Annotated in this window: 16 protein-coding genes; 5 read left to right on the forward strand and 11 right to left on the reverse strand. The window is 72.1% G+C overall.

Features of this window, described 5'->3' with window-relative positions; genetic code table 11:
* Position 1: 1 nt before the first annotated feature.
* Positions 2-778, reverse strand: coding sequence for an enoyl-CoA hydratase/isomerase family protein (locus tag E4T13_RS18600; protein WP_137179767.1), 777 nt, complete (start codon positions 776-778; stop codon positions 2-4).
* A gap of 104 nt (positions 779-882) precedes the next feature.
* Between E4T13_RS18600 and putA the strand changes: the two genes are divergently transcribed.
* The 3 genes from putA to E4T13_RS18615 all read left to right on the forward strand — a co-directional run bounded on the left by putA (position 883) and on the right by E4T13_RS18615 (position 7035).
* The gene (gene putA, locus E4T13_RS18605; protein WP_137179768.1) at positions 883-4494 is read left to right on the forward strand and encodes a trifunctional transcriptional regulator/proline dehydrogenase/L-glutamate gamma-semialdehyde dehydrogenase; all 3612 of its coding nucleotides are present in this window, start codon (positions 883-885) and stop codon (positions 4492-4494) included.
* 61 nt (positions 4495-4555) lie between these two features.
* Positions 4556-6097 (forward strand): ABC transporter substrate-binding protein, encoded by a 1542-nt coding sequence (locus E4T13_RS18610; protein WP_137179769.1) that lies wholly within the window; start codon positions 4556-4558, stop codon positions 6095-6097.
* Positions 6094-7035 carry a nucleoside hydrolase gene (locus tag E4T13_RS18615; RefSeq protein ID WP_137179770.1) on the forward strand — a complete coding sequence of 314 codons (942 nt, stop codon included), beginning with the start codon at positions 6094-6096 and terminating at the stop codon, positions 7033-7035. Before E4T13_RS18610 ends, E4T13_RS18615 begins: the two co-directional genes overlap by 4 nt.
* Before the next feature lie 7 nt (positions 7036-7042).
* On the opposite strand, the gene E4T13_RS18620 is transcribed toward E4T13_RS18615, so the two are convergent.
* From E4T13_RS18620 to modA, 6 genes are read right to left on the reverse strand one after another with little or no spacing between them, the layout of a single operon-like run.
* Positions 7043-9046, reverse strand: coding sequence for a molybdopterin biosynthesis protein (locus E4T13_RS18620; protein WP_137179771.1), 2004 nt, complete (start codon positions 9044-9046; stop codon positions 7043-7045).
* Positions 9046-10113, reverse strand: coding sequence for a molybdopterin-binding protein (locus E4T13_RS18625; RefSeq protein WP_137179772.1), 1068 nt, complete (start codon positions 10111-10113; stop codon positions 9046-9048). The genes E4T13_RS18620 and E4T13_RS18625 overlap by 1 nt, the downstream gene beginning before the upstream one ends.
* A gap of 10 nt (positions 10114-10123) precedes the next feature.
* Positions 10124-10459: a winged helix-turn-helix domain-containing protein gene (locus tag E4T13_RS18630; protein WP_240791190.1), complete on the reverse strand. Its 336-nt coding sequence runs from the start codon at positions 10457-10459 to the stop codon at positions 10124-10126.
* A 35-nt stretch (positions 10460-10494) separates the two neighbouring features.
* On the reverse strand, positions 10495-11625 hold the full coding sequence (gene modC, locus E4T13_RS18635; RefSeq protein WP_137179774.1) for a molybdenum ABC transporter ATP-binding protein: 1131 nt from the start codon (positions 11623-11625) through the stop codon (positions 10495-10497).
* Complete coding sequence (modB, locus tag E4T13_RS18640) at positions 11625-12314, reverse strand: molybdate ABC transporter permease subunit (protein ID WP_137179775.1); 690 nt, start codon at positions 12312-12314, stop codon at positions 11625-11627. The genes modC and modB overlap by 1 nt, the downstream gene beginning before the upstream one ends.
* Positions 12314-13090 carry a molybdate ABC transporter substrate-binding protein gene (gene modA, locus E4T13_RS18645; protein ID WP_137179776.1) on the reverse strand — a complete coding sequence of 259 codons (777 nt, stop codon included), beginning with the start codon at positions 13088-13090 and terminating at the stop codon, positions 12314-12316. Before modA ends, modB begins: the two co-directional genes overlap by 1 nt.
* 146 nt (positions 13091-13236) lie before the next feature.
* Between modA and E4T13_RS18650 the strand changes: the two genes are divergently transcribed.
* Positions 13237-14307: a mandelate racemase/muconate lactonizing enzyme family protein gene (locus E4T13_RS18650; protein WP_137179777.1), complete on the forward strand. Its 1071-nt coding sequence runs from the start codon at positions 13237-13239 to the stop codon at positions 14305-14307.
* Here the strand turns inward: E4T13_RS18650 and E4T13_RS18655 are convergent, their stop codons facing one another.
* From E4T13_RS18655 to E4T13_RS30810, 4 genes are all read right to left on the reverse strand, one after another.
* Positions 14308-15090 (reverse strand): SDR family NAD(P)-dependent oxidoreductase, encoded by a 783-nt coding sequence (locus E4T13_RS18655; protein WP_137179778.1) that lies wholly within the window; start codon positions 15088-15090, stop codon positions 14308-14310.
* Complete coding sequence (locus E4T13_RS18660) at positions 15087-15761, reverse strand: cyclase family protein (RefSeq protein WP_137179779.1); 675 nt, start codon at positions 15759-15761, stop codon at positions 15087-15089. The genes E4T13_RS18655 and E4T13_RS18660 overlap by 4 nt, the downstream gene beginning before the upstream one ends.
* Before the next feature lie 10 nt (positions 15762-15771).
* On the reverse strand, positions 15772-16764 hold the full coding sequence (locus E4T13_RS18665) for a tripartite tricarboxylate transporter substrate binding protein (protein WP_137179780.1): 993 nt from the start codon (positions 16762-16764) through the stop codon (positions 15772-15774).
* 93 nt (positions 16765-16857) lie between these two features.
* Positions 16858-17766, reverse strand: a complete 909-nt coding sequence (locus tag E4T13_RS30810) for a GntR family transcriptional regulator (RefSeq protein ID WP_256370462.1) — start codon at positions 17764-17766, stop codon at positions 16858-16860.
* Here E4T13_RS30810 and E4T13_RS18675 point away from each other — a divergent pair.
* Positions 17665-18444 (forward strand): creatininase family protein, encoded by a 780-nt coding sequence (locus E4T13_RS18675; RefSeq protein ID WP_137179782.1) that lies wholly within the window; start codon positions 17665-17667, stop codon positions 18442-18444. The two genes, E4T13_RS30810 and E4T13_RS18675, sit on opposite strands and share 102 nt — an antisense overlap.
* Position 18445 lies beyond the last annotated feature (1 nt).

Raw genomic sequence — 18445 nt, forward strand, 5'->3', positions numbered from 1 at the left:
GTCAGCGGCCTGTGAAGACCGGCTTGCGCTTCTCCGCGAAGGCGCGGACACCTTCGCGGTAGTCCTCGCTCGCATCGGCACGATGGGACAGCGCCATGACCTCGGCCGCCACCGATGCGATCCGGGCTTCCAACGCGGCGCCGCAGGCGAGCTTCGCGGCGGCGACGGAGATCGGCGCGGCATCCAGCATCGGCTCCACCAGAAGCCGCGCCGCCGCCATCGCGTCCGGGGCCAGCGTGTCGGCCAGCCCGCAGGACACCGCCTGCTCCGCGCCGATCATCGCGCCGGTGTAGAGCATGCGCCGCGCCATGGCGGAGCCCGCGATAGCGACGAGAAGCTGCGTGCTTGCGGCAGGATAGACCAAGCCGAGCTTCGCCGGCGGCACGGCGAAACGGGCGGTCGCGTCCACGACGCGGAAGTCGCACCGCAGCGCCAGGGTGCAGCCACCCCCGATACAGGGACCGGCGACCGCAGCGACCACCGGCACGCGACTGGCGGAAACGGCGGCGTAGGCAGCCATGATCGCATCGAAGTAAGCCTGGCGCGCAGGCGGATCATCGCGCAGCGCGGCGAAGGCGGCAATGTCGTCGCCGGCACAGAAGGCGCCGCCCGCGCCGGTGAGGATGATGGCGCGGAGCGCGTCGTCCGCGTGCAGGCTGCGGAACATGTCGCGGAGAGCCTGCCACGCTTCGCCGTGCAGCGCATTGCGTCGCGCCGGCCGGTTGAGGGTGACGATGGCAAGCCGCTGCTCGGGCCTTTCCAGGAGAATGTCGGGCATGTCTCACTCAGAGTATTGCATATCAATTCATACTATCAAGATCAGAAGCGCCTACACCGCAGGGCGGTGGCTGCTAGGCTGCCCCGCATGGCGAGGTCACGTCGATGAACGCGGAGTCCCCATTCGCCGCCTTTGCTGCGGACCGACCGCCGCGCGACGCGCTGCGGCGGGCCGTGACAGCCGCCTATCGACGCGCGGAGACGGACTGCCTGCCTCCGCTCATCGCGGCTGCCCGTCTTGCGCCGGCCGAACAGGCCTCCGCGCAGGCGCTCGCGCGGCGCCTGGTGACCGCGCTGCGTGCGAGGCCGCGCAAGGGCGGCGTCGAGGCGCTGGTGCAGGAATTCTCGCTCTCAAGCGAGGAGGGCGTGGCGCTGATGTGCCTGGCCGAGGCGCTGCTGCGCATTCCCGATACGCCGACGCGCGATGCGCTGATCCGCGACAAGATCGGCGGCGGCGACTGGCATGCGCATCTCGGCCAGTCGCCCTCTCTGTTCGTGAATGCCGCGACCTGGGGGCTGGTGATCACCGGGCGCCTGACCGCGACGGACAACGACACCGGGCTGGGTGCCGCGCTGACGCGGCTGATCGCGCGCGCCGGCGAGCCGGTGATCCGCCGCGGCGTGGACCTGGCGATGCGCATGATGGGCGAGCAGTTCGTCACGGGCCAGACGATCGAGGAGGCGCTGTCGCGCAGCCGCGCGATGGAGGCGAAGGGCTTCCGCTATTCCTACGACATGCTCGGCGAGGCCGCGATGACGGCAGCCGACGCGGCGCGCTACCTCGCGGCCTATGAGCACGCGATCCACGCCATCGGCCGCGCCGCGTCTGGGCGGGGGATCGAGGACGGACCCGGCATCTCGATCAAGCTGTCCGCGCTGCATCCGCGCTATGCGCGTGCGCAGCGCGGCCGCGTGATGGCGGAGTTACTGCCGCGCCTGATCCACCTCGCGACGATGGCGCATGGCTACGACATCGGGCTGAACATCGATGCCGAGGAAGCCGACCGGCTGGAACTCTCGCTCGACCTGCTGGAGGCGCTGTGCCACGTGCCGGCACTGGCCGGATGGAATGGCGTGGGCTTCGTGATCCAGGCGTATCAGCGCCGCGCGCCCCTCGTGGTGGATTGCGTCGTGGACCTGGCGCGCCGCAACGGACGACGCATGATGGTGCGCCTGGTGAAGGGCGCCTACTGGGACAGCGAGATCAAGCGCGCGCAGCAGGATGGCCTGCCGGACTTCCCTGTCTTCACGCGCAAGATCCACACCGACGTGTCCTACCTGGCCTGCGCGCGGCGGATGCTGGCCGCGCCGGACGCCATCTTCCCGCAATTCGCCACGCACAATGCGATGACGGTCGCGGCCATCCACGCCATGGCCGGGCCGGGCACGCAGTACGAGTTCCAGTGCCTGCACGGTATGGGCGAGCCGCTGTATGAGGAGGTGGTCGGGCCAGGCAAGCTGGGCCGCGCCTGCCGGATCTACGCGCCGGTCGGCACGCATGAGACGCTGCTGGCCTATCTGGTGCGACGCCTGCTGGAGAACGGCGCGAATTCCTCCTTCGTCAACCGCATCAACGATCCGGACATACCGGTAGAGATGCTGCTGCAGGACCCGGTCGAGGCCGCCGCCGCCTTGCACCCGCCGGGCCTGCCGCATCCGCGCATCGCAGCGCCGCGCGACCTGTTCGGCGACGCACGTCGCAACTCCGCCGGCGTCGACCTGACGGATGAGGACCGGCTCGCGGCTCTGGCAACAACGCTGGTTCAGCATGCAGGCGACGCGCTGCGCGCCGTGCCGTTGCTGGGTGACGGCGCGAGGGACGGGGACGCGCGGGAGATCCGCAATCCCGCGGATCGGCGCGACCTGGTCGGCCATGTGGTGGAAGCCGAAGAGGCGACTGTGGACGCCGCGCTGGCGCAGGCGGCGCAGGCCGCGCCTGGCTGGGCGGCCACGCCGCCGCCGGCGCGCGCGGCTTTGCTGGAGCGCGCGGCGGATCTCATGGAGGCGCGCTGCGATGCCTTGCTCGGCCCGATCGTGCGGGAGGCCGGCAAGACGCTGCCGAACGCCGTGGGCGAGGTGCGGGAAGCGGTGGACTTCCTGCGCTACTACGCCGCGGCCGCGCGCGGATTCGGCGCCGCCACGCATCGCCCGCTGGGGCCGGTCGCCTGCATCTCGCCCTGGAATTTCCCGCTGGCGATATTCACCGGGCAGGTCGCCGCAGCGCTTGCCGCGGGCAATACCGTGCTGGCCAAACCCGCCGAGGAAGTGCCCATCATCGCTATGCTCGCCGTCACGCTGCTGCGCGAAGCCGGCATCCCGCCCGGGGCGCTGCAGCTGCTCCCCGGTGACGGCAAGGTCGGCGCGCGCCTGGTAGCAGATGCGCGTGTGCAGGGCGTGATGTTCACCGGCTCCACCGAGGTAGCGCGCCTGATCGCCGCGCAGCTTGCCGAGCGCCTTGGCGCGCATGGCGGCCCCGTGCCGCTGGTGGCGGAGACCGGCGGGCAGAATGCGCTGGTGGCGGATTCCTCGGCGCTGGCGGAGCAGGTGGTGGCGGATGCGCTCTCCTCCGCCTTCGACAGCGCGGGCCAGCGCTGCTCCGCGCTGCGCCTGCTCTGCCTGCAGGAGGAGGTGGCGGACCGCGTCACGACGATGCTGAAGGGTGCGATGGCGGAACTCGCCATAGGCAATCCGGATCGCCTTGCTACCGATGTCGGACCGGTGATCACCGCCGAAGCGGCGGAGGGCATCCTGGCGCATGTCGCGGCGATGCGCGCCAAGGGACGCCCTGTGCACGCGCTGCCACTGCCCGAGCCCTGCCGCCACGGCAGCTTCGTCGCGCCGACGCTGATCGAGATCGGGAGCGTGGCCGAGTTGCAGCGCGAGGTGTTCGGACCGGTGCTGCATGTGCTGCGCTACCGCCGCGATGCGCTGGAGCCACTGATGGCGGCCATTGCTGCCACCGGCTACGGCCTGACCTTCGGCGCGCATTCGCGCATCGATGAGACGGTGGAGCGCCTGACCGCGCTGTCCACCGCCGGCAATGTCTATGTGAACCGCAACATCATCGGCGCCGTTGTCGGCGTGCAGCCCTTCGGCGGCCACGGGCTTTCGGGCACCGGGCCGAAGGCGGGCGGGCCGCTCTATCTTCGGCGGTTGCTGGCAGCCTGCCCGCCCGAGCCCGATCTGCCGCGCGGCCCTCTCCCGCAGCCGCTCGAGGCGCTGCTGACCTGGCTGCGCGCGCAAGGCCGGACCGAGCTCGCGGCACGCTGCGATGCACAGGCCGCGCCAGCGCGCATCGGCATCAAGGTCGAACTGCCCGGCCCGGTCGGTGAACGGAACCTCTACGCGCTACAGCCGCGCGGCGCGGTGTTCTGCGATGCAGCGACAGCGGATGCCCTGGTGCAGCAGGTCGCGGCGTGCCTCGCGACCGGCAACCGCGTGCTGGTCGCACAGCCACCGCGCGACATGCCGCCGGCGATCGCGGCATGCATCGGCGTAGGAGACATTCCACGGGCGGATGCGGTGCTGACGGACGCAGACGGCGCTGCGCTGACCGGCCTCCTGCGACGCGTGGCCGGCGCCGAGGGGCCGATCCGCCCCGTGCTGCGACTTAGCGCCACTGGCGGTGCCGTGCCGCTGGACATGCTGGTGCTGGAGCGCTCCGTCTCCACCAACACGGCGGCGGCTGGCGGCAATGCGAGCCTGATGAGCCTCTAGCGTCTAGGCTGGCGGCGCAGCCCGGCCTAGCCTGCCTGACGCAAAGAGGGAGGAGGGCGCGATGCGCAGGATCGGTGTTGCGGCGGGACTTGCCGCACTTCTGTTTGCGGGCACGACTGCGGCGCAGGAATTGCGCGTGGGACTCGCTTCGAACATCACGTCCCTCGATCCGCATTTCCATGTCATCGGATCGAACAGCGCGCTGGCGCGCAACATCTTCGACGGGCTGGTGAACCAGGACGACAGCCAGCGGCTGGTGCCCGGCCTCGCGGAATCCTGGCGCGCGGTGGATGACACCACCTGGGAATTCCGGCTGCGCGACGGCGCGCGCTTCCATGACGGCACGCCGGTGACGGCGGAGGATGTCGCGGCGAGCCTGAGGCGCATCCCGAAGATCCGCAACAGCCCCTCCTCCTTCCTGCCCTTCGTGCGGCCGATCACGGGCATCCAGGTGGTCGATGCGCGCACCATCCGCTTCACGACAGCGGTGCCGTTCCCCTTGCTGCCCAACGGCGTCAGCCGCATCGCCATCCTGCCGCGCGCGGCGGAGGAGGCGGAGACATCGGACCTCAATGCCGGCCGCGGGCTGGTCGGCACCGGCCCCTACCGCTTCGTCCGCTACCTGCCCGGCGACCGGGTGGAGCTTGCCGCGACCGATCCGGCGAACCCCTGGCAGCGCGTCTCCTTCCGCTTCGTCACCAACAACACCGCGCGCGTGTCTGCGATCCTCGCAGGCGACCTGGACCTGATCGAGCAGGTGCCCACGGCGGACGAGGCGCGGCTGCGGCGCGATGCGCGCATTGCCATCGCCTCGGTCGCGTCCAATCGCGTGATGTACCTGCATCCCGACCAGGACCGGGAGCGCACGCCCTTCGCCACCGCGCGCGACGGCAGCGCCATCCCGAACCCCCTGCGCGATGCGCGGGTGCGGCGTGCGCTGTCACTCGCCGTCGATCGCGCGGCGCTGGTCGCCCGCGTCATGGATGGCGCCGGCACGCCGGCGGGGCAATTCGTGCCGGAGGGGTATTTCGGGCATGTGCCGGCGCTGACCGCACCCGCGGCCGATCCCGCCGCGGCGCGCCGCCTGTTGGCGGAGGCGGGGTTGCCGGACGGCTTCGCACTGACGCTGCATGCCTCCAACGACCGCTATCCGAATGACGAGAAAGTCGCGCAGGCGCTGGCGCAGATGTGGACGCGCGCGGGCATGCCGACGCAGGTGGTGGTGCAGCCCGGCAGCGTCTTCTTCACGCGGGCCTCGGCGCGCGACTACACGCTGATCATGGGCGGTGCCGCGGCGGAGACGGGCGAGGCCTCTTCCGTGCTGCGGCCTCTGCTCGCCACCTTCGATCCGTCGCGCGGCGACGGTTCCGGCAATCGCGGACGCTACTCCAATCCGGAGTTCGACCGGCTGCTTCGCCAGGCGCTGTCCACAGTGGGCGATGCGCGGCGGGAGGCGCTGCTGCGCCAGGCGACCGAGGTGGCGATCGCAGACATGGGCGTCATCCCGCTGTTCTTCCTGCAGAACAGCTGGGCGTCCCGCGGTGGCATCACCTATCGTCCGCGCTCGGATGGATGGACGCTCGCGGTGAACGCCGCGCGATGAACCGCCAGCGCATCCTGATCGACGGCGATCCCGGCGTGGACGATGCGATCGCGCTGCTGCTGGCGCTCGCCTCGCCGGAACTGGATGTCGTGGCGGTCACCACCGTGGCCGGCAATGTCCCCTGGGAGCGGACCTTCGACAATGGCAGGCGCGTGGTCGCGCTGGCCGGGCGGAAGGAGGTGCCGGTGTTCCGCGGTTGCACCGGGCCGCTGTTGGGGCCGGTGCTGCGCGGCAAATACAGCGGCGCCGGTGGGCTCGGCGGTTCGCTGCTGCCGGAGAGTGATGCGCCGGTGCAAACGGCGCATGCGGTGGATGTCATCACCGCGACGCTGACCGAAGCGGCGGCGGCAGGCGCGCCGATCACGGTCTGCACCATGGGGCCGCTGACCAACCTGGCTGTGGCGTTGGCGCGCGATCCGGGCATCGCGCGCGGCATGTCGCGTATCGTCGCAATGGCCGGTGCCTTCCTTGCCGGCGGCAACCGCACGCCGAGCGCGGAATTCAATGTGCTGGCCGATCCGCATGCGGCCGAGATCGTGCTGCGCGCCGGCGTGCCGGTGGTGCTGGCGCCGCTGGACGTGACCTTCCAGGCGCTCGCGACGCCGGCGCGCGTAACGGCGCTGCGTGCGCGGGGCGGACGCGTGACGGCGCTGGCGGCGGAGCTGATCACCTTCTATGATCGCAACGACCCCGCCCGCTACGGCGAGCCGGGCGGGCCGCTGCACGATCCCTGCGTCATCGCCTATCTGCTGCGTCCGGATCTGTTCGGCGGCCGGCCTGCGCATGTCGCCATCGAGTTGCAGGGCAGCCTGAGCTACGGCCAGACGGTCGGCGACTTCCACGGCGTCACGGGCAAGGCACCCAACGCGACGGTGCTGCAACAGCTCGACGCACCCGGATTCTTCGACCTGCTTTGGGGCAGGCTGGCGGCGCTGTGAGGCCGGCTCAGTCCGCGGCCTCCACCTGTGCGAAGCCGATGGCGGCCAGCTTCGCGCGCGTGGCGGGGGCGCGCAGCGTGTCCAGGAAGGCGATGACCGCCGGACGCGCGAGGCGCGATTCCGGCACGAAGAAATCGTAGATCTCGTCGGCAAGCGGCAGGAAGCCGAGGCCGTAGGCGCGCGCCACGGTCGCGATCGCCACGCCCCAATCGGCGCGCCCCTGCGCCACCGCGGCCGCGACGGCATTGTGCGATTTCGGCTGGTTTGCGTAGCCTGCCGGCCGTGCGCCTTCGAGCAATCCGTCGAGCAGGATTCGCGTGCCCGACCCCGCATTGCGGTTCACCAGCAGGCAATCCGGATTGCATGCGGCACGCCGCACCGCTGCCCTGCCATCCAGGCCTTCGAAGCGCGGGTCGCCGGGGCGGAACACCACGCCCTGCAGGCGGCGCCATCCGGGCACCAGGCGTAAACCCGGCGCGAGGAAAGGCGTGTTGTACGCGCCCGTCTTCGGATCGAGCAGATGCGCGGGCGCCAGGTCGCATTCGCCGCGCTTCGCCGCGGCCAGCCCGCCCAGGCTGCCCACTGCCAGGCTGCGCGCGCGGATGCCCTGGCCGGCCAGCGCCTCCAGCACCACGTCCAGCCCGACGCAGTGGCTGCCGATGATGACGAGGTCGGGCGGCCGTGCCGAACCGCCGATCAGTCGCACCGTCACGCCCGCGCCAGCCTCCGTCCCCTGGTCCAGCGCGGGGATCGCGAAGAAGCCATCGGCCTGGGAGAAGGCGGTGACGCTGCCCGATCCCTTGCCGAGTGGCCAGGCGATCAGCCCGTCGCCGTCCGCTGCTTCCGCCAGCGAGACCATGACGTATTCCGTGCGGCCGAGCTCGCTCGGCAGCCGCACGGCAAGCCGCGCGGGCTGCACGGCTTCCTCGCGCGGTGGCAGGCCCGCCATCGCGCGCAGCAGCGGCACGGCGAATTCGTGGAAGGTGAAGACTGCGCTGGTGGGGAAGCCCGGCAGCACGATCACCGGCTTGCCTCCGGCCGATGCCACGCACAGCGGCTTGCCCGGCTTCAGCGCGACGCCGTGGAACAGGATGCCCGGCTCGCCCAGGCGCGAGAGGATGCGGTGCGAGACGTCGCCAGCGCCCTTGCTGGTGCCGCCGGACATCACGACCATGTCGGCGCACGCCAGCGCATCGTGCACGGCGTTCTGCAGCGCCGCCTCGTCGTCCCGCAGGATGCCCAACGGCAGCGGCTCGCCGCCATTCTCGGCGATGGCCGCGGCGAGGATCGCGGCGTTACTGTCGGCGATGCCGCCGGGCGGCAGCGTCGTGCCGGGCGGCACCAGCTCGTCGCCCGTGGAGATCACCGCGACGCGGGGCCGGCGCACCACCGGCAGCTCCGCATGGCCGGCCGCGGCGAGCATGCCGATCTCGCGGCTGGTGACGAGCGTGCCGGCGCGCAGCAGCGTCTCGCCGCGTGCAATGTCGCTGCCGGCGAAGCCGATGAAGCCGCCGGGCGCGGCGGCGCGCTTCAGCAGGATTGCGGGCGCGGCGGCATCGCTCTCGTCGAATTCGGTGTGCTCGATCATCACCACCGCATCGGCGCCGCGGGGGATCATGCCGCCGGTGGCGATGGCGGTGGCCGTGCCCGGCGCGACGGCGATGGTGGGCGCGACTCCGCAGGCCAGAACCTCCGCATTCAGCAGCACGCGGCGTGGCGTGGTGTCGCCGGCACCTTCGCTGTCGGCTGAGCGCAAGGCGAAACCGTCCACGGCGGAGCGGTCGAAGGGCGGCGCGTCGCAGGCCGCGGCGATGGGCGCGGCAACCACGCGGCCAAGCGCGAAGGCCAGCGGCACGGTCTCGGCCGGCAGACGGGCGAAGCGGAAGGCGGCGCGCAGGCGCTGCATCGCCTCGTCCGCCGTCACGACAGTCAGGAACTGCTCTTGCCGCGCCGCGCGGCGGATGCGGTCGAGCAGGTCCGGGCGGGGCGGTGGCGGCGGGGAATCCGGCATCACAGGTCTTCGCAGGCTATCGCGCTGCCGGCCTCGTAGCCTTCCGAATCCGGCGGCACCACCAGGAGCGCCTCGGCGCGGGCGAGCACCCCGAGTGGCAGCGCGCCGACGGCCAGCGGTTCCGCCAGGCCCGGCTCGGGGAAGCGCAGCGGCACGAATTCGGCAAGGCCGATGCTGGAGGCGACCTTGCGGGCCAGGCGAGCCTGGCGCGGCGGCGGCGGCACCGCGCCCGCGAGCAGTCGCAGCAACGGGCGGCCGAGCAGCCACCAGGCTGCCAGCGCATCCTCGGCACGTCCCGGCAGCAGCAGCACGGGCGTGGCGCCGATTCGGCCGATGCCGGCCGCGAGGCCCGGGCGCGCCGCAACTCCGTGCGCCAGCAAGGTGCCGGCGGCGGCGAGCGCGCGCGGCGCGGGGTCGTCCGACGATTCGCCGATGCCGCCGATCATGAGGATGGCGTCCTCCGTCCCGTCGCGCAGCGTGTCCGCGCCTGCACGGCGGGACATGACATCCGCCCCTTCGGCGACGGCAAGCGCGGCGAGCATGACGCCCAGCCCGGTCTCTGAGTCGAGGACGGCGATCCTGGGCGCGCGCAGCGCGACCTGCGCGATGCCGCAGGCGAGGAGCCCCGGAAGGTGCAGCGCCCGCAGCGCTTCGCCACTTCGCAGCAACAGGTCGGACGGGGCGAGGTCCTCGCCCGCGCGACGGATGTTCTCACCGGGTGCGACCGCCTGCAGCGCCTGCGGCAGGGGGTCCTGGTCGAGGTCGAATGGCCCGAGCAAGGCATCGGTGCCCGGCGGCAGCGGATCGCCGGCACGCAGCTGCGCCGGCGCGCCAGGAAGCGGCATCGGGGCATAGGGGCTTGCGCCGAGCGTCGCCTCGGCCGCCACTGCCCACCCCTCGCGCAGCGCGATGGCCTGCGCCGGGATCGGCCTCGCCGAGCGGAGGTCGCCCGCGAGCACGCGCCCGACCGCGTCAGCAAGCGGCAGGTGCTGCGGCGCGACGGGGACGACGCCCGCCAGCAATGCCGCGCGCATCGCCTCGGGCGGCGTCAGGCGCGTCAGGGGCACGGCGACGACGTCACCCGGCTGCCCGGGTGCGCTGGAGCAGCGCCGCCAGCCGTGTTCCCGCCGCGCGCTGCGCGGCGCGCTCGATGGCGCGGTAATCGGCAACGAGGTCGCGGCCCGCGTCGGTCAGCATCGCGCCGCCGCCGCGATAACCGCCGGGGCTGGCATCCACCACGGGCGTTCCCACAAGCTTGTTCAGCGCATCCACCAGGTCCCAGGCACGCTTGTAGCTCATGCCGAGCGCACGTCCGGCGGCGGAGATGGAGCCTTCGCGATCGATCGCTTCCAGCAGCCGGATCTTGCCCGGTCCGATGCGGCCGGAAGGCAGGTCGATGCGCAGGCTCAACACCCCGGAATCGGGCCGGGAAGCTGGTGCCGGTCGGGTCATGCGGGCGAGTCTAGCATGGTGTCCGGCGCCGGCGAGGGTCCGGCGGCAATGACGCGGTGGTCGAAGGTGACGGCCTTCACCAGCGCCCAGAGCTCCAGTCCCGGAACCAGGCCGAGCCTCGCCACGCTGTCGCGGGTGACGCGGGCGAGCAGCGTCGATTCGCCGACCGCGAGGCGGAGGAAGACCTCGGGCCCATCGCCGGTCGGCAGGATCTGCGCGAGGACGGCGCGCAGGATGTTGCGGGTGGACAGGCCGCGCGGCTCCTCGATCGCCACGCTGATGTCGCGCGCGCGCACCCGGACGCGCAGCCGCGTGCCGGGTGGGCCGGCTTCCAGCGTGGCGAGCAGCACGCCGCCCGCGAAGCCCAGCCGCGTCAGTCCAGCCTCGCTGCCCAGCACCGTGCAGGGCAGCAGCACGCCGGCATCGCGCCGTGCGGCCAAGGGCAGGTCGGTGCGGGCGGTGAGCTCCTCCACCGTGCCGGCGGCGAGAACGCGGCCGGCGTCGAGCAGCACCAGGTGGTCGGCCAGCGCGTCCACCTCCTCCAGCGCATGGGTGACGTACAGGATCGGGATGCGCGCGGCGTCGCGCAGGCGCGCGAGGAAGGGCAGCACCTCGCCTCGGCGTGCCGCATCCAGCGCTGCCAGCGGCTCGTCCATCAGCAGCAGGCGCGGGCGCGACAGCAGTGCGCGGCCGAGCGCCACGCGCTGGCGCTCGCCGCCGGAGAGTCGGCCGGGGCGACGCTCCAGCAGAGGGCCGATGCCGAGCAGCGCGACCACCTCCTCGAAGGCTGGGCCGGTGGCGTCGCGCGGTGCGCGTCGCAACCCGTAGCGCAGGTTCGACGCGACGCTGAGATGCGGAAACAGGCGCGCATCCTGGAACACCACGCCGCAGCGCCGCCGCTCCGGCACCACGGACACGCCTGCATGCGTGTCAAGCAGCGTGGTCCCGGCCACGACAACGCGCCCTTCCTGCGGCTGCAGCAGGCCCGCGACTGCGGAGAGCACGGTGGTCTTGCCGCAGCCGGAGGGGCCGAACAGCGCGGTGACGCCCGAGTCCGGGGCGCGAAAGGCGATATCGAGGGCGAAGCCGTGCCGCCCGAAGCGGTGGCGCAGCGCGACCTCTGGCATCAGGCGCGGCCGAGCAGCCGGTGCATGCGCCGCGCGATCAGCTCCGCCAGCAGCAGCCCGCCGATCGCGAGGGTGAAGGAGATGGCGGCCAGCCGGGCCGCCACGGCTTCGCCGCCCGGCGTTTGCGTCGCGGTGTAGATCGCCAGCGGCAGGGTCTGCGTCTCGCCGGGGATGTTGGAGGCGAAGGTGATCACGGCGCCGAACTCGCCGAGCCCCGCGGCGAAGGCGGTGACGGCGCCGGCCAGGATGCCCGGCGACATCAGCGGCAGGGTGACGGTGAGGAAGCGGTCGAGCGGGCCGGCGCCGAGCGTGCGCGCCGCCGCCTCCAGCCCCGGCTCCACGCCTTCCAGGCCGAGCCGCACGGACCGCACGATCAGCGGGAAGGACATCACCGCCGTGGCGAGCGCGGCGCCTTCGGTGGTGAAGACCAGGCGGATGCCGAACCAGTCGTTGAGCGGCGCGCCGATCGGGCCGCGCACGCCGAACAGCATCAGGAGACCCCAACCCACCACGACGGGCGGCACGACCAGCGGCAGATGCACCAGCGCATCCAGCAGCAGCCGGCCGGGGAAGCGTCCGCGCGCCAGCAGCAGCGCGATGCCGATGGCCGGCAGCAGCGAGACCGCGACGGAGCGGGTGGCGACCTCCAGGCTCAGCCGGACGGCCTGCCACTCCTCCGCGCCGAGCATCACTGCGTGAGCTGGAAGCCGAAGCGCTGCCAGGTGGGTGCTGCCTCCGCGCCGGTCAGGAAGCGCAGGAAGTCGCGCGCCTTGGCATTGCCTGCCGCGCGGCGGGTCACCGCGAAGGGATAGCTGATCGGCGGATGGCTGCCGGCCGGAAAGGTCGCGACCACGCGCACGCCTCGGCTGGCGGCCGCATCCGTGGAATAGACGATGCCGAAAGGCGCCTCGCCGCGTTCCACCAGCAGCAGGGCGGAGCGGACATTGTCGGCGCGCGCCAGGCGCGGCTCCAGCCCGCCCCATTGCCCCATCCATTCCAGCGCCGCCCGCGCGTAGCGGCCTGCCGGCACATGCGCGGGATCGCCCACGGCGAGTCGCCCGTTCGCGCCGAGCAGTGCGGCAAGATCGGTGTCGCGTGTCAGCGTGACGGTGCGCCGCGGCGCATCGGCCGGTGCCACCAGCACCAGCGCATTGGCCAGCGGGCTGACGCGCGTGTCGTTCACGATCAGGTTGCGCTGCTGGACATAGTCCATCCAGGGCTCATCGGCGGACATGAAGAGATCCGCCGGCGCACCCTGCTCGATCTGGCGCGCCAGCGCGGAGGACGCGGCGAAGGACAGGCGCGGTGCCGGATGGCCGGCGCCCTGCCACTGCTGTGCCAGCGCGCGCATCGCATCCGTCAGGCTGGCGGCGGCGAAGACGGTGAGCGTCTCCTGCGATCGCGCCGGCGGCGCAGCCGCCAGGGCCAAAGTGACAACGCCGGCACTGAAGCAGCGACGCAACATTTGCGGTCTCCTTGCAGGGCGTGATATCCAATTGGATATAGCCGTGCCGGCCGGCCGTGTCCACGCATCGCGAAGCGCGTCCGTCATGTTGCCAGCCCCGGCGCGACCTGCGATCACGCCGGCGCAGCAGCAGGGCGAGCAGCGCGATGCGGATCCGCAGCGTCAGGGCCGAAGTCGAGACACTCACGCCGCCCGCCGGGGCCAGCGGCTATGCCGGGCTGGAAGCGCCGTCCTTCGTGCGCTGCACCGTGATCACCGAGGACGGGCTGTCGGGCCAGGGCGTGACCGGACGCTTCCTGGGGCACGAAGTGGCTGCGCTCGTCTCGAACGGCTTCGACGCGGCGCTGCGCGGCGCGGATGCGCGGCGGATCGAGGCGATCCGCGCGCTGCTCATCACGCGCTTCGATCCGCGCGGCGCCGCCGGGGCGTTCTCCGCGGCGCTGTCCGCGCTGGACATGGCGCTGTGGGACCTGCGGGCACGCGCGCTGGATGAGCCGCTGTGGCGCCTGCTCGGCGGCGCGCGCGATGCGGTGCCCTGCTACGCCACGGTCGGGCTCCCGGGCTACGCGACGGAGAAGCTGGTGGAGGTCTGCCGTTCGGCTGTGGCTCAGGGCTTCCGTGGCGTGAAGATGCTGGTGGCCGCCGGTGGCCGCGGCGTGGCGGATGATGCGGCGCGGGTGCGCGCCGTGCGCGATGCGATCGGTCCGGCGCCGCTGCTGGTGCTGGACGCGAATTGCGGCATGACGGTCGCCGAGGCCAGGCGTCTCGCGCAGCTTGTCGCGGAATGCGACATCGCCTGGTTCGAGGAGCCGGTGCGCGACAACGACATCGAGGCGCTGGCGGAGCTGCGTCGGGCGGCACCGATGCCGATCGGCGCGGGGCAGATGATGGGCTCCGTCGCCTGGTTCCGCCGCGCGCTGGCCGCTGGCGCGTTGGACGTGCTGCAGCCCAACGCGGCGTTCTGCGGCGGCATCTCCGGCATGCTGCGCATCATGGCGCTCGCCGAAGCCCATGGCGTGCCTGTGGCGCATGCCGGCGGCTGGGACATCGCGAATGCCGCGGTGCTGGGCGGGCATGCGCATGGAGGCCTGCTGGAGATGCACGGCGCCCAGCTCGCGCTGCGCGCGCGGCTGGAGGAGGACCTGGTGCCGGAGGGCGGCAGCATGGCGCTGCCGGACCGCCCGGGCATCGGCTTCCGCTTCCGCACGCCTGCCTGATCAGGCGCCTTCGGCCGGGTCGTACATCACGCCGGCCGCTGCGAAGCCGCCATCCACGTTCAGGACATGGCCTGCGACGAAGCCGCTGTCTTCGCTGCAGAGGAACGCAACGGCGCCGGCGATGTCGGCCGGCGTCGCGTAGCGCTTCACCGCCATGCGGTCGAGGAAGGCGGCGCGCTGGCGCGGGCCATGCGCGGTGCGCGCGATCTGCGTCGGGCCCGGCGCCACGCCGTTGACGAGGATGCCGAGCGGCGCCAGCTCCACAGCCAGCACCTTGGTCAGCGTCTCGATTCCGCCCTTGCTTGCGCCATAGGCGGCGCGCCCTGTGCCGCCGAACTGCCCGGAGACGGAGGACACCGTGACGATGCGCCCGCCGCGCTCCGCCTCCGTCCCGCGGGCCATGGCACGCGCCGCGGCCTGGGCGCTGACGAAGCAGCCGACGAGGTTGGTGCGCAGCACCCGCTCGAACGCCTCGAGCTGCATGTCCAACACCGAGGAGCGGTCTGTGATGCCGGCGTTGCAGACGGCGATGCGCAACCTTCCGAAGCGCGCTTCCGCCTCCGCCACGGCCGCCGCCGCTTCGGCCGGCGCGGCGACGTCCATCCGGAAGGGTAGCGCCTGCCCGCCGACGGCGCGTATGCCGTCGGCGACGCGCGTCGCGGCGTCGAGGTTGATGTCGGCGACGAGCACCGGCGCGCCGTCCCGCGCCAGGCGCTCCGCCACGCCGGCGCCAATGCCCGATCCGCCACCGGTGACGAGCGCCGTGCGGCCAGCGAGCCTCATGGTGCGTCTTCCATCACAATCACGCGCGCCGGCGCGCCATCCGAATCCGGCAGCCGGATCGGCAGCCCGACGACGGTGTTCCGCGCCTGGCGCAGCGCGCCCATGTTGCAGAGATACTCGAACATGATCACGCCGCGGGCGAGCAGGTGATAGTGCGTCACGTGCTCCGGCAGCGGCGGGCGCGGCTCGCCGGTCAGGAAGTTGCGGATGCAGTGATCCTGCGGGAAGTCGAAGCCCACGGCCTTGATGCCGCGCTCGCGCAGCCAGATCGCGCCTTCCGCGGTCATCCAGGGCGCATTGAGCCAGAATTCCGGCGTGTCGAGGCTGGCGCGTTCATCCCAGCGCGTGCGGATCAGGGCGAAGTCGCCCTGGCGCAGATGCGCGCCCGCGGCGGCAAGACGCTCCGCGGGAATGGCGCTGTTCGCCGGCACGTCGGAAACGTCCAGCACGGCTCCGGGGCCGACCGTCATGTCCAGGCTGATCGCGTCGGTGGTGAAGCCTTCGGGATCGACATGGCGCGGACTGTCCATGTGGGTGAAGGCATGCACGTTCCAGCCTGCCCAGGTGGCCTGGCCCGCGCCGGTGTCGTGGCTCTTCGCCAGCCTGCGCTCGACGGCCCAGCGGAAATGGCCCGTGCGGACGGGCGTGGAGAGATCCACCAGGCGCGTCATGCGCTGCTCCCTACTGATCGCGCCAGGGGCGCAGGTTCCAGAGGTCCCGCAGCAGCTGGGACTCGCGGAACACGATGTCGCGCGTCTCCCGCGGCGTGCGGTAGCGCAGCGGGATGAACAGCTTCTCCGCCTCCGCGATCCACAGGGGGTCGCGCATCGTCGCGGCAATGGTGGCGGCCAGGCGGTCCTGCATCTCGCGCGGCGTCGCGGCCGGCACGACTAGGCTGCGCACCACGCCGGTGTCGATGGCGAAGCCGAGTTCGCGGAAGGTCGCGACGTCCGGCGTCATCGGGAAACGCTCGCGGCCCGCGCTGGCAAGCGGCCGTACCTGCCCTTCGCGGATCAGGGCGACGCTCTCGCCCATGTTCATGGACGCGACCTGGATGTGGTTGCCAAGCAGCGCCGTCACGGTCGGCGCCTGGCCGGCGAAGGGGATGTGATTGAGCCGGATGCCGGCGGAGCGTTCCAGCGCGATCATCAGCAGATGGTCGTCGGAGCCGATGCCGGCGGTGCCGACCGCGATCTGGCCCGGCCTCGCCTTCGCCTGCGCGATGAGGTCGGCGAGCGTGCGGATGGTTCCGCCGGGCGAGACGAACAGGCCGCCGGGATCTTCCACGATCGTGCCGAGATAGGCGAAGTCGGTGAGCTTGTAGCGCGGCTGCCGCTCGATGGTGATGGTCTGCAGGCTGGGCGTGATCACCGTGCCCATCGTGTAGCCATCCGGCGCGGCCTGCGCGGCGGCGGTGTAGCCGATCTCGGCACCTGCGCCCGGGCGGTTCACCACGATGAATCGTGCACCCGGCAGGTGGCGCTCGAAGTGGCTGGTCATCGCGCGGATGTTGACGTCGGTGCCGCCGCCGGGTGGGAAGGGCACGATGATCTGGATCGGCCGCTCACCGGGCCAGCCGCCCTGCGCCAGCGCCGGGCGTGCCAGTCCCGCCGTGCCTGAGACGAAGGCAGCCTTGATGCCGAGTGCGCAGAATCCGCGACGAGACTCCTGCATGACGCCTTCCTCCGGTTGTTGTCGCTGCGGCTGCTTGCCGCCGCGGATACCGGGGAGGCTAGGCAGCCCCGCACGCGACGGCAAGCGATGCACTCATCCGCCGGCGAGGCGGCGCAGCAGCGCGACGCGCGAATTCTGCACATGTGTTGTCATCGCCGCGCGCGCTGCGGCGGCATCGCCGAGGGCGAGCGCATCCAGGATGGCCAGATGCTCGGCGCAGACCGGCTCCAGCCGTTCCGGCACGCGGCGCGTCGCGAACAGCACGGTGCGGCGGCGCAGGTCGGCGATGGTCGCGGCGAGGGTGTTGTTGCCGCAGGCGGCACCGATGGCGCGATGCAGCGCATGATCCAGCGCGGCACGCTCGGGATCCAGCGGGTCGCCTCCGGCAAGCAGGCGCTGCACCCGCTTGCGCAGTGCCTCGATCTCCGATGCGGGCACCGTGCCGGCGGCCGCGGCGGCCGCTTCCGGTTCCAGCAGGCGCCGCACCTGCAGCACTTCCAGCATCTCCTCGACATCGAGCCGGCGCACGGCGAGCGTGCCGTCGCTGCGCCGCGCGAGCCAGCCTTCGCCCTCCAGACGCCGCAGCGCCTCCCGCAGCGGGGTGCGGGACACGCCGAGATCGCCGGCGAGACGCCGCTCCGCCACCGCGGTGTCCGGTGGCAGCAGGCGGCTTTCGAGCATCTTGAGCAGCCGCGCATAGACGTGTTCGGCGACGCCTTTCGGGCTGACTTCGGCCGGGGCGGGGCGGGGAATCGGCTTATCCTCTCGTTGCGGCGTTGCTGTGGTTCGCCTGGACGGCGGAGGCAATGGACAGTCTCGGCGTGCCAGTGGTATGCCACAGCCCGCGGCGCCTTCGCGACCGGGGCGAAGCCGCGCCGGCGGGAATATGAAGGCTGCTGCATGCGCATCGACCGTGTCCCCTTCGCCGACGTCGCCGCCTATCTCGACCAGAAGGACACGATCCTCGTGCCGCTCGGCGCGCAGGAATGCTACGGCCCGCACCTGGCCATGGGCACGGAGCTGCGCATGTGCGAGCAGTACGCGACCGAGCTCGGCGCGCGTGCGGGGTTCGCGGTGGCGCCGATCGTGCCCTTCAACTACTCGCACATGTTCCTCGACTATCCCGGCACCTGCTCGGCCGAGATGGCGACGATCGAGGACTACGTCGCGCAGGTCTGCGACGGGCTGGCGCAGCAGGGCTTCCGGCACTTCCTGTTCATCAACATCCATGCCGGCAGCCTCGGCCCGCTGGAAAGCGTCTGCCGCTTCCTGCGCGCCGAGCACGGCGCGGCCGGCGCGGTGCTCGACATCTTCTCCGTCATGCGCGACGTGGGCGGCGTGGAATGGACGGCGAAGCAGGCGCCGACCGGGCATGGCGGGGAGATGGTGACCTCCGTCGCGCTGCACATCTCGCCGGAACTGGTGTTCATGGACCGCGCCAAGGCGCCGGGCGCGCTGAAGGATTTCGCCGAGGGCATGCGCACGGTCGCATCGGGCAAGGTGGGGATCGGCAAATCCTCGATCATGCTGTTCTCGAACATGTCGGACTACTCGCCCTCCGGCATCCAGGGCGACCCGACCGCGGCGAGCGCGGAGAAGGGCAAGGTGGTGTGGGAGAATGCGCTGGCCTTTGGCGTGGACGCCGCGGAGAAGTTCTCCCGCGTGACGCTGGGGGCCTGAG

Origin of the sequence: Roseomonas sp. AR75 (assembly GCF_005222815.1) — a bacterium.
In the GTDB taxonomy this organism is placed as follows: Bacteria; Pseudomonadota; Alphaproteobacteria; order Acetobacterales; family Acetobacteraceae; genus Falsiroseomonas.